The organism is Microbacterium sp. STN6, from assembly GCF_026410545.1.
Lineage (GTDB): Bacteria > Actinomycetota > Actinomycetes > Actinomycetales > Microbacteriaceae > Root112D2.
Genome location: NZ_JAPMIT010000001.1, coordinates 323,622 through 335,059 on the forward strand (window position 1 = coordinate 323,622; position 11,438 = coordinate 335,059).

An 11,438-nucleotide genomic window follows, 5' to 3' on the forward strand; every position below is an offset into this window, starting at 1 on the left:
GGCCCGAGATCAGGAGAGACGCATGGAGACGACCACCGAACAGGCGAGCGGCCGTCGGCCCATCCGCTGGGGAATCCTCGCGACCGGCGGCATCGCCCACGCCTTCGCCCGCGACCTCGTGAGCTACGGCCACATCGTGCAGGCGGTCGGCTCCCGCTCGCAGCAGAGTGCCGACGCGTTCGCCGCCGAGTACGGCATCCCAACCGCACACGACAGTTACGAGAAGCTCGTCGCTGACCCGGACGTCGACATCGTCTACATCTCGACGCCGCACCCGTTCCACGCCGAGAACGCCGAGTTGGCCCTGGGCGCCGGCAAGCACGTTCTCATCGAGAAACCCATCACGCTCAATGCCGCCGAGGCGCAGCGCATCGCCGACCTCGCCGCCGAGAAGAACCTGCTGCTGCTCGAAGCCATGTGGACCCGCTTCCTGCCGCACGTCGTGCGCATCCGCGAGATCATCGCCGCGGGCACCATCGGCGACGTGCGCGCCTTCCTCGCCGACCACACGCAGCTCATCACAGACGACCCGGAGCACCGCCTCAACAACCTCGCGCTCGGCGGCGGCGCGCTGCTCGACCTCGGCATCTACCCCATCTCGTTCGCGGCCATGCTTTTCGGCAGCCCGGAAAGCGTCACGGCCACGGGCACGCTGCGAGAGACCGGGGCGGATGCGCAGGTCTCCGCGGTCTTCCGTTATGCCGACGGCGCCATCGCCTCCACCTATTCCGCGAGCAACACGAAGGGCCCGAACACGGCCAGCATTCTCGGCACCAACGGCCGCATCGACATCGACGCCGTCTGGTACTCGCCAACCACGTTCCGGGTCTATAACGGATCCGGTGACGTCATCGAGGCGTGGGAGAACACGGTGCCGGAGCGCGGCATGCAGTTCCAGGCGGATGAGGCGGAGCGTCTGATCCACGACGGCGCGATCGCCAGCAGCATCCTCTCGCCTGCCGAATCCGTGTCGATCATGCAGACGCTCGATGAGGTGCGGCGGCAGATCGGGGTCGTGTATCCGGCGGAATCCCAGCGCGACGCTGGTTGAATAGCGGGTGATGGAACAGAGCGAGGGGCCGGAGGCGTCACGTGCGGCGGGGAGCGCGGCGCGCGGGCGCCGCGGCATCCTTCGGTCTCTTCGTGACCACCGTCAGGCGTGGCTGATCGCCGCCGCGTGCGTGGCGTTCGCCGTTCTCGGCTCGGGCGCGGTTGCCGTGGGAGCCGCGGTGGGCGCGCCTGCCGCCTCGGCGACGCGCGCGCCCGGCCACTCGTCGTCGCCATCGGCGTCGGCCGCCCCGACACACACACCGCGCCCCACGCCCGCGACCGCGTCGGCGGCGGCGCCGATCCGCACGTGCTCGGTCGATGCGCTCGCACAGGATGCCCGGCTCGGCAACCTCGAGGCGCAGGTCGTCAACGCGAAGACGGGCGAGGTGCTGTTCGATCGCAACGGCTCGAAGCCCAACCCCACGGCGAGCGTGATGAAGGTGGTCACGTCGGCCGCCGCACTGGCGATTCTCGGGCCGAACTATCGCGTGTCGACCACCGTGGTGGCAGGGCCTGACGCGAACTCGGTGATTCTCGTCGGCGGCGGCGATTCGACGCTGTCGCGGCTGCCGACGGGCGACGAGCCGTTCTATCGGGGCGCCGCGCACCTCGACGACCTCGCGAAGCAGACCGTGGCCAACCACCCCGCGCCGATCACGACGGTGTATGTCGACACGTCGCTGTTCGGCGCGCCCTACTGGCAGCCGACGTGGAACGAGCACGAGGAGCGCTTCGTCGACGGCAGCAGCTCGTATGTGACGGCGCTGCAGGTCGACGGCGACCGGGCCGACCCGCACGCCATGGATTCACAGCGCGGCGATGACCCGGTGACGGTGGCGGCGAACGCGTTCGTGGCGGCGCTGGCATCGGAACAGGGCGCCGCCCCCGCGTACAAGGGCGAGTCGAAGGCCGCCGCCGGCGCGGCGCAGCTCGCGGTGGTGCAGTCGCAGCCGGTCTCCTCGCTCATCAAGCTGGCGGTCACGTACTCCGACAACACCATCATGGAGATGCTGACCCGCCTCGTGGCCATCAAGACAGGCTCCGGCAACACGTTCGCCGCCGAGAACGCCGGCGTGCTCAAGGGGCTCGCGGCCTACGGCATCGACACCACCGGCGTGCACGTCGCCGACGGCTCGGGTCTCAGCGATCAGAACGCGGTGCCGCCGTCGTTTCTCACCCAGCTGTTCATCAAGGTGCTGAACGGCGACAAAGGGCTCGGTGTCGTGTACGACGGGCTGCCGATCGCCGGCAAGACGGGCACGCTCGCGCCGGGGTACGGCCGCTTCACCGGCGCCAGCGCCGTCGCGCGCGGCGCCGTGCACGCGAAGACGGGCTCGGTCGACGGCGGGTTCTCGCTCGCGGGCATCATCAACGCGAAGGACGGCACCGCGCTCACGTTCGCCGTCTACGCGTTCGGCAATGTCAACACGAGCGCACGCGCCGCTATCGATGCGCTGACCGCCGGCTTCTACACGTGCGGCAACAACCTCTCAGACAACTGAGCCGGCGCCCCGCGCCGCCGCATCCGCTCGTTGTGCGGCTTGCCTCGCATCCGCTCGTTGTGCGGCTCACCTCGCTTTCGCTCGGGGCGTTTCGTGGGTGTTCGGTGAGGTGGACCGCGATTGGGCCCGACCCAGAGTCGGCCAGAGAGCGGCAGGCCCCTCGGCGTTGACGCTCGGGGCATTTCGTGGGTGTTCGGTGAGGCGACCCACGATTGGGCCCGACTCATTGCGGGCGAGGGCGGCCCGCCGCATCCGCTCGGGGGCATGATGGAGGCATGAGGCGAGCGCTGTTCATCATCGACGTGCAGAACGACTTCACCGAGGGCGGGGCGCTCGGCGTGACGGGCGGCGCGGCCGTAGCGGCGGGCATCACGCGGATGCTGCAGGCCCACCCGGACGCGTGGTCGACGATCTTCGCCTCGCGTGACTGGCACGACGCCTCCGGAGACAACGGCGGCCACTTCGCGCTCGACGGCGAGCCCGACTACGTGACGAGCTGGCCCGTTCACTGCGTCGCCGACACGAAGGGTGCGGCCTACCACCCCGATCTCGACATCAGCCGCGTGAAGTACCACATTCTGAAGGGGCAGGGCGTGCCCGCGTACTCGATCTTCGAGGGGCACACCGACGCGGGCTCGACCCTGCACAACCTGCTCGACGAGCACGGGGTGACCGACGTCGACGTGGTCGGCATCGCCACGGATCATTGCGTTCTCGCCTCGGCGACGGATGCGCTCAGCCACGGGCTTCGCGTTCGCGTCTTCACCGATCTCGTCGCGGGAGTCGACCCCGGACGCAGCGCTGACGCGCTCATGGAGCTCGCGCGGCGGGGCGCCGAGATTGTGACGGCAAAGGCGGCGCTCGCGGGGTAGAGGGGGCGCGCTGAGCGGTCGCGCTAAGCGGTCGCGCTATGGCCTCGCATCGGGCACGGTCGCGCTGTGGCCTCGCACTGCGCTGTCGGCGGCCGCGAGTACTGTGGGCCGCGAGGAGGCGGATAGCGATGACGGTGATCGACGAGAAGAAACTGCTGGAGCGAGTGCCGACGGGGCTGTTCATCGGCGGGCAGTGGCGGCAGGCAGCATCCGGTAAGACGTTCGAGGTGCGCGACCCGTCGACCAATGCCGTTCTCGCCTCGGTGGCTGACGCGTCGGTCGATGACGGCCTCGCGGCGCTCGATGCGGCGGTCGACGCCGCGCACGAGTGGGCGACGACGCCGCCGCGCGTGCGGGGCGAGCTGCTGCGGCGCGCGTTCGAGCTGGTCGTCGAGCGCCACGACGAGTTCGCCATGCTCATGACGCTCGAGATGGGCAAGCCCCTGGCGGAGTCGGATGGCGAGGTCACGTACGGGGCAGAGTTTCTGCGCTGGTTCGGCGAGGAGGCGGCCCGCATCACCGGTCGTTACGGTGTGAACCCGGAGGGGACGGGGCGCACGATTGTCTCGCAGCACCCGGTGGGGCCGTGCTTCCTGATCACGCCGTGGAACTTTCCGCTGGCGATGGCGACGCGCAAGATCGGGCCGGCGCTCGCCGCGGGCTGCACGGTGGTCGTCAAGCCGGCGAGCCTGACGCCGCTGACGACGCTGCACTTCGTTGCGCTGCTGCACGAGGTGGGGCTGCCGGCCGGGGTGGTGAACGTCGTGACGACGCGCAGTTCTGGGCCGGTTTCGGATGCGATCATCGCCGACCCGCGGCTGCGCAAGCTGAGCTTCACGGGGTCGACCCCCGTCGGGCGCTCGCTGCTGGCGAAGGCGGCGCGCGGCATCCTTCGCACCTCGATGGAACTGGGGGGCAACGCGCCGTTCCTGGTGTTCGACGATGCCGACCTCGACGCGGCGGTCGAGGGGGCGATGAAGGCGAAGTTCCGCAACATCGGGCAGGCGTGCACGGCAGCGAACCGCTTCATCGTGCACGCGTCGGTGGCCGAGGAGTTCGCCCGGCGCGTGACCGAGAAGGTGCAGGAGTTCACGGTCGGGCGCGGCACGGAGGAGGGCGTGACGATCGGCCCGCTCATTAATCAGGACGCCATTGAGAAGGCGGATTCTCTCGTGAAGGATGCCGTCTCGCGCGGCGCGCGGGTGCTCGTCGGCGGCTCGGCCATCGAGGGTGAGGGCACCTTTTACGAGCCGACCGTGGTCACGGACGTCGCGGCGGGCAGCAGCATCCTGACGGAGGAGATCTTCGGGCCCGTTCTCTCGATCGTCACCTTCGACGACGAGGACGAGGCCGTGCGCATCGCCAACGACACCGAGTACGGGCTCGTCGCGTACGCGTTCACGCGCGATCTCGCCCGCGGGCAGCGGCTCATTGAGCGCCTGCAGACTGGGATGCTCGGGCTCAACGTCGGCGTGGTCTCGAACGCGGCGGCGCCATTCGGTGGGGTGAAGCAGTCGGGCCTCGGGCGCGAGGGCGGCTTCGAGGGGATCCACGAGTACCTCGAGACCCGCTACACGATGACGCCAGACCCGTTCGCCTGAGCCACTTCGACCACGGCACTTCTGCAGGTTGAGGAGCGCCGAACACCGTTTCTGCAGGTTGAGGAGCGCCGAAGGCGCGTCTCGAAACCCCCGCTGGCCTGACACCCGCCCCCGCCCGTGAGTGTGCTTGACTATCTGAGGTCTACCCCCCGAAAGGGGCAGACGAGAAGAGAGGTCACCCACGTGCACAAGCCACGCCCGTCACGGCTGACGAGGATCGTTCCGGCCGCAATCGCCGCCGTCGCCGCGCTCTCCCTGTTCGGTGGCGTCGCCGCCGCAGCGGCATCCCCAGCCGACGCCAGCCACGAGACCGCGGGCGGCGCGCTCGCCGCCGCGGCATCCACTCCGCCTCCCGCCGACGTCAAGGGCAAGACGTTCACGATCGGCACCGACACCACGTTCGCACCGTTCGAGTTCCGCTCGGGCGGCGACCTCAAGGGCATCGACATGGACCTGATCCGGTCCATCGCGAAGCTCGAGGGCTTCAGCGTCAACATCAAGTCGCTCGGGTTCGATGCGGCGCTCCAGGCGCTCCAGTCGAATCAGGTCGACGGCGTCATCGCAGGTATGTCGATCACTGACGAGCGCAAGCAGATCTTCGACTTCAGCGACCCGTACTTCGACTCGGGCATTCAGATGGCCGTCGCGAAGAGCAACAACGACATCACGAGCTACAAAGACCTGAAGGGCAAGACCGTCGCGGTCAAGCGCGGCAGCGAGGGCGAGGCCTTCGCGAACTCGATCAAGAACAAGTACCACTTCACGGTCAAGCCGCTCGACCAGTCGGCCACTATGTACGACGACGTGAAGGCAGGCAACTCGGTCGCCGTCTTCGACGACTACCCCGTGCTGGCGTACGGCATCCGACAGAACAACGGACTGAAGGCCGTGACCGCCAAGGAGCGCGGCAGCTCATACGGCTTCGCCGTGAACAAGGGGCAGAACCAGGAGCTGCTCGCCGCGTTCAACACCGGCCTCGCCGAGCTGAAGGCGAACGGCCAGTACCAGAAGATCCTCGACCGCTACCTGAAGGCGCCCGACGAGGCCGCGCCGAACTCGAGCTTCTTCGCGCTGCTGGCCAACAGCTTCCCCGCCCTCATGAAGGGCCTCGGCCTCACCATGCTCGCGACGGTGCTGTCGCTGATCTTCGCGCTCATCATCGGCATCGTCTTCGGGTTCTTCAAGGTCGGCAGCAGCCTGGTGCTGCGCGGCATCGCCACAACGTACGTGGCGATCTTCCGCGGCACCCCTCTGCTGGTGCAGGCGTTCTTCTTCTACTTCGGCCTGCCCCAGCTCACGGGGGTGCCGATCGACGTGCTCACCGCCGGCATCCTCACCCTGAGCCTGAACGCCGGCGCGTACATGACCGAGATCATCCGCGGCGGCATCCAGTCGATCGATCCCGGCCAGCTCGAGGCGGCGCGCAGCCTCGGCCTCGGTTACGTCACCTCGATGCGCCGCGTGGTGATCCCGCAGGCGGTCAAGGTGATGACGCCCACGTTCATCAACCAGTTCGTGATCACGCTGAAAGACACCTCACTGCTCGCCGTCATCGGCTTCGCCGAACTGACGTACCAGGGCCAGCAGATCTACGCGTCGAACTTCCGCACGGGCGAGACCCTGCTGATCGTCGCCGCGCTGTACTTCATCGTCATCATGCTGCTGACCCAGCTCTCCAACCTTCTCGACAGGAAGTTCAACAAATGAGCACCATTCACGTGAAGGGCCTGACGAAGTCGTTCGGCGGCAACGATGTTCTCAAGGGCATCGACCTCGATGTCGCCGACGGCGAGGTCGTGTGCGTCATCGGCCCGTCGGGTTCGGGCAAGTCCACGCTGCTGCGCTGCCTCAACAAGCTCGAGGAGATCAGCGGCGGCTCGGTCGTCATCGACGACTTCGACCTCACCGACCCCAAGGTCGACCTCAACCAGGTGCGCCAGCGCATCGGCATGGTGTTCCAACACTTCAACCTGTTCCCGCACATGAGCGCGATCGAGAACATCATGCTCGCGCCGGTCGAACTGAAGAAGCAGACCAAGGCCGAGGCCCGGCAGAGTGCACTCCAACTGCTCACGCGTGTCGGCCTCGAAGAGAAAGCGGATGCGCGCCCCGCGTCGCTCTCGGGCGGCCAGAAGCAGCGGGTTGCGATCGCGCGCTCCCTGGCAATGAACCCGGGCATCATGCTGTTCGACGAGGCGACGAGCGCCCTCGACCCCGAGATGGTGGGCGAGGTGCTGCAGGTCATCAAAGACCTCGCGCGCGAGGGCATGACCATGGTGGTCGTCACGCACGAGATGGGCTTCGCCCGCGAGGTCTCCGACCGTGTGGTGTTCATGGCCGACGGCGTGATCTGTGAAGAGGGCACGCCCGAGCAGATCTTCTCCCACCCTGAGCAGCCGCGGCTGCAGGACTTCCTCGCGAAGGTGCTCTGAGCGACGATGCTGTGAGCGACGGCGCTCTGCGCGAAGGTGCTCTGAGCGACGCGGCGCTGCTGCGGCATCCGCTCTTCGGACCGCTTTTCGGCTCGGCGGCTATCGTGGAGTCATGAGCACTGACGCTGTCATCGTCGACGTCATCCGCACCCCGAGTGGTCGGGGCAAGCCGGGCGGGGCCCTCTCTGAGGTGCACCCGACAGACCTGTTCGCCGGGGTGCTGCGCGAGTTGCTCGACCGCAACGACATCGACGCTCGCCAGGTCGACGATGTGATCGGCGGCTGCGTCACGCAGATCGGCGAGCAGTCGACCAACGTGACACGCACGGCGCTGCTGTCTGCGGGGTTCCCTGACACGGTGCCGGCGGTCACGATCGACCGGCAGTGCGGCTCCAGCCAGCAGGCCGCCACGTTCGCGGCGCAGGGCGTGATCGCGGGGGCGTACGACATCGTGATCGCGGGCGGCGTCGAGTCGATGAGCCGGGTACCCATTCTCTCCAACGCGGCAGGCAAGAAGACCTGGGGCCGCCTGCTCGAGGAACGCTACCCCGGCGGCCTCGTCGACCAGGGTATCTCGGCCGAGCTCATCATCGAGAAGTGGGGACTCACGCGCGACGACCTCGACGCGTTCTCTGCGCTGTCGCACGAGCGCGCGGCGGCCGCGGCCGAGCGCGGAGACTTCGACAACGAGATCGTTCCCGTTGAGATGCCGAACGGAGCGGTGACCGCCGACGAGACGATTCGGCCCGGAACGACGGCCGAGCGGCTCGGAACGCTGGGTTCGGCGTTTCGTACCGACGCGTTCGCCGAGCGCTTTCCGCAGGCGAGCTGGCAGGTGACGGCGGGCAATTCCTCCCCGTTGACGGATGGCGCCTCAGCCGCGCTCATCATGAGCGCCGAACGCGCTGACCAACTCGGCCTGCGCCCCCGCGCCCGCTTCCACAGCTTCGCGGTGACGGGAAGCGACCCTCTTCTCATGCTGACGGGCGTGATCCCGGTGACCCGGCGCATCCTCGAGCGGTCGGGCCTCAGCCTCGACCAGATGGACGCCTACGAGGTCAACGAGGCGTTCGCGCCGGTGCCGATCATCTGGCAGCGCGAACTCGGCGCGGACCCCGCGAAGCTGAACCCGCGCGGCGGCGCGATCGCGCTCGGCCACCCGCTGGGCGCGACCGGCACCAAGCTGCTCGCAACGCTCGTGAACACGCTCGAATCGACCGGCGGGCGGTACGGGCTGCAGACCATGTGCGAGGGCGGCGGCATGGCCAACGCCACCATCATCGAACGGCTGTGACGAAACGGCTGTGACAAAACGGCTGTGACGAGACGGCTCTGACGAAGGGGAGCGCAGCATGCAGATTGAAGGATCGACGGCGCTGGTGACCGGGGGAGCGTCGGGCCTCGGCCTTGCCACAGCGACCGCGCTGCACCAGGCGGGCGCGCGTGTGGTGCTCGTCGACCTGCCGACATCGAAGGGTGCCGAGGCGGCGGAAAGCCTCGGCGACGGCGCCCGCTTCGTGGCCGCCGACGTCACCAGCGACACGGATGTGCGCGAGGCCGTCGACATCGCGGCCGCCGACGGCAGCCTGCGTATCGCGGTCAATTGCGCGGGCGTCGGAACGCCGGGCAAGATCCTGGGACGGGAGGGCGTGCTGCCGCTGGCCGACTTCGAGCGCGTGGTGCGCATCAACCTGTTCGGCACATTCAATGTGCTGCGGCTGGCGGCTGAGGCGATGTCGCGCAACGAGCCCGTGGGCGGCGCGGCGCAGGACGGTGGCGGGGAGGGCGCTGGGGCGGAGGCCGGTACGCCGGAGCGCGGCGTGATCGTCGACACCGCATCCGTCGCCGCGTTCGACGGGCAGATCGGGCAGCCCGCCTACGCCGCGTCGAAGGGCGCGGTGGCGGCGCTGACGCTGCCGGCCGCCCGGGAGCTCTCGCGGCACCTGATCCGGGTGATGACGATCGCTCCCGGCATCTTCGACACGCCCATGATGGCGTCGCTGCCCGAGGCGGCGCGCGCGTCGCTGGGGGCGCAGGTGCCGCATCCGTCGCGCCTCGGCCGGCCCGAGGAGTATGCGGCGCTCGTCAAGCACATCGTCGAGAACCCGATGCTCAACGGCGAGACGATCCGCCTCGACGGCGCGATCCGCATGCAGCCCAAGTAGCCGGCTGCGGGTTGAGGAGCCGCGAAGCGGCGTCTCGCAACCGCTCAACTCCGGCTGCGGGTTGAGGAGCGGCGAAGCGGCGTCTCGCAACCGCTGAAGTCCGGCTGCGGGTTGAGGAGCCGCGAAGCGGCGTCTCGAAACCGCTCAACGAAAGCTGCGGGTTGAGGAGCCGCGAAGCGGCGTCTCGAAACCCGTGCTCGGCGAAGGTTCCGAGACGCGCTGCGCGCTCCTCAACCAGCGTGGGATGCGCTGCGCGCTCCTCAACCAGCGTGGGACGCGCTGCGCGCTCCTCAACCAGCGAGGGATGCGTTGCGCGCTCCTCAACCAGCCTCGGCGTGCGCGTCGAGGAACGCGTACACCTCGGAGTCATCGACGCCGGGGAACGTGCCGGAGGGCAGCGGCGCCAGAATGTGCGCGTGCAGGCGTGCGCTCGGCCACGACTTGGCCTCCCACCGCTCGGTGAGGTCCGTGGTTGGGCGGCGGCAGCACGCTGCATCGGGGCAGGTCGACGTCGCCCGCACGGTCGTCTCCCGGCCCCGGAACCACTTCGCCTGCGCGAACGGCACGCCGATGGTGATGGAGAATTCGTCGTCGGTCCCCGTTCCTGTCTGCGTCGCGCACCAATAGGTGCCCGCGGGCGTGTCCGTGTACTGATACAGCTCGGTCGTGCGGTTGGTGTGCGTGAACGCGCTGCGGGCCAGCCAGTGCCGGCACACGAGCTGCCCCTCGATCGCCCCCGTCACGTCGGTCGGCAGCTGCAGGCCGTCGTTCTCGTAGCCCTTGTGCAGAGCGCCATCGCCGCCCACGCGCAGGAAGTGCAGCGGCATGTCGAGGTGCGAGGTGGCGAGGTTCGTCAGCCGCAGCGCCGCCGATTCGTGTGTGGTGCCGAACGCATCCCTGAAGTCCTCGACCGCCAGGTCGCGCTCGCGCTTGGCGTCGGCGAGGAACGCAACGGCAGCCCCACGCGGCATCAGGCAGCTTGCCGCAAAGTAGTTGATCTCGAGCCGCTGGCGTAGAAACTCCGCGTAACTCGATGGGCGCTCGTGCCCGAGCAGGCGGTGCGCCATGGCCTGCAGCGCCATCGATCGCAGCCCGTGCCCGCCGGGAATCGAGGCGGGCGGCAGGTAGATGCGCCGGTTCTCCAGGTCGGTCACCGACCGGGCCGAGTGCGGCAGGTCGCCCACGTAGATGAGCTTGAAGCCGAGCTGTTCGGCCATGACGCTCACCTCGCGGTGCGTCAGCGCGCCGGACGTGTGCCCGGCCGCCTTCACGCGCTCCTCGGCGAGCTGCTCGATGTCGGGCAGATAGTTGTTCAGGGTGCGCATGTGCTCGCGCAGCTCGGTGTTCGCCCGCCGCGCCTCTTCGGGCGTGGCGATGGCCTCCGACGCGCGCCGCGCCAGCTCCCGGTGCAGCCCGACGAGCACCTCGAGTGTTCCGGTTGGCGTGCCGCGCGTCGGCTTCACCTCAGGCAGACCGAGGCTGCGGTACAGGCTGCCGCGCTGCACCCGCGCGAGCTCGATCTCGATCGCCGCGCGCGAGTTGGGTGGCTCGGTGCTCAGGAGGTCCGCCAGGTGCACGCCCAGCTCGTCGGCGAGCCGCTGCAGCAGCGACAGCCGGGGTTCGCGCTTGCCGTTCTCGACGAGCGAGAGCAGGCTCGGCGCGGCATCCACCGCCTGGCCTAAGGAGTCGAGGGTGAGGCCTCGTTCCGTTCGATAGTGGCGGATGCGGTGACCCAGCGTGGTCAGGTCGTCTGCAGCGGTCGTCATCTCTTCACCATAGTGAAAGAACGGCGATTCTTGACAACCCCAACGTTGAG

9 protein-coding genes are annotated in these 11,438 nt (G+C 68.7%); 8 read left to right on the forward strand and 1 reads right to left on the reverse strand.

The window, feature by feature from the left end; all coding sequences use genetic code 11:
• Positions 1-22 precede the first annotated feature (22 nt).
• The 8 genes from OSC27_RS01445 (at position 23) to OSC27_RS01480 (ending at position 9,622) form a co-directional block, all read left to right on the forward strand.
• A complete protein-coding gene (locus OSC27_RS01445) occupies positions 23-1,051 on the forward strand; it encodes a Gfo/Idh/MocA family protein (protein ID WP_267179632.1) in 1,029 nt (342 codons plus the stop codon).
• Between the two features lie 10 nt (positions 1,052-1,061).
• A complete protein-coding gene (locus tag OSC27_RS01450) occupies positions 1,062-2,552 on the forward strand; it encodes a D-alanyl-D-alanine carboxypeptidase/D-alanyl-D-alanine-endopeptidase (protein ID WP_267179633.1) in 1,491 nt (496 codons plus the stop codon).
• A 275-nt stretch (positions 2,553-2,827) separates the two neighbouring features.
• Positions 2,828-3,424 (forward strand): isochorismatase family protein, encoded by a 597-nt coding sequence (locus tag OSC27_RS01455; protein WP_267179634.1) that lies wholly within the window; start codon positions 2,828-2,830, stop codon positions 3,422-3,424.
• Between the two features lie 128 nt (positions 3,425-3,552).
• Positions 3,553-5,025, forward strand: coding sequence for an NAD-dependent succinate-semialdehyde dehydrogenase (locus OSC27_RS01460; RefSeq protein ID WP_267179635.1), 1,473 nt, complete (start codon positions 3,553-3,555; stop codon positions 5,023-5,025).
• Between the two features lie 183 nt (positions 5,026-5,208).
• Entirely contained in the window at positions 5,209-6,732 is a 1,524-nt protein-coding gene (locus OSC27_RS01465; RefSeq protein WP_267179636.1) for an amino acid ABC transporter substrate-binding protein/permease, read from the forward strand.
• The gene (locus OSC27_RS01470; RefSeq protein WP_267179637.1) at positions 6,729-7,457 is read left to right on the forward strand and encodes an amino acid ABC transporter ATP-binding protein; all 729 of its coding nucleotides are present in this window, start codon (positions 6,729-6,731) and stop codon (positions 7,455-7,457) included. The genes OSC27_RS01465 and OSC27_RS01470 overlap by 4 nt, the downstream gene beginning before the upstream one ends.
• Positions 7,458-7,569: 112 nt before the next feature.
• A complete protein-coding gene (locus OSC27_RS01475; RefSeq protein ID WP_267179638.1) occupies positions 7,570-8,751 on the forward strand; it encodes a thiolase family protein in 1,182 nt (393 codons plus the stop codon).
• A 58-nt stretch (positions 8,752-8,809) separates the two neighbouring features.
• Positions 8,810-9,622 carry a 3-hydroxyacyl-CoA dehydrogenase gene (locus OSC27_RS01480; protein WP_267179639.1) on the forward strand — a complete coding sequence of 271 codons (813 nt, stop codon included), beginning with the start codon at positions 8,810-8,812 and terminating at the stop codon, positions 9,620-9,622.
• A gap of 320 nt (positions 9,623-9,942) precedes the next feature.
• Here the strand turns inward: OSC27_RS01480 and OSC27_RS01485 are convergent, their stop codons facing one another.
• Entirely contained in the window at positions 9,943-11,388 is a 1,446-nt protein-coding gene (locus OSC27_RS01485; protein WP_267179640.1) for a helix-turn-helix transcriptional regulator, read from the reverse strand.
• Between the last annotated feature and the right edge of the window lie 50 nt (positions 11,389-11,438).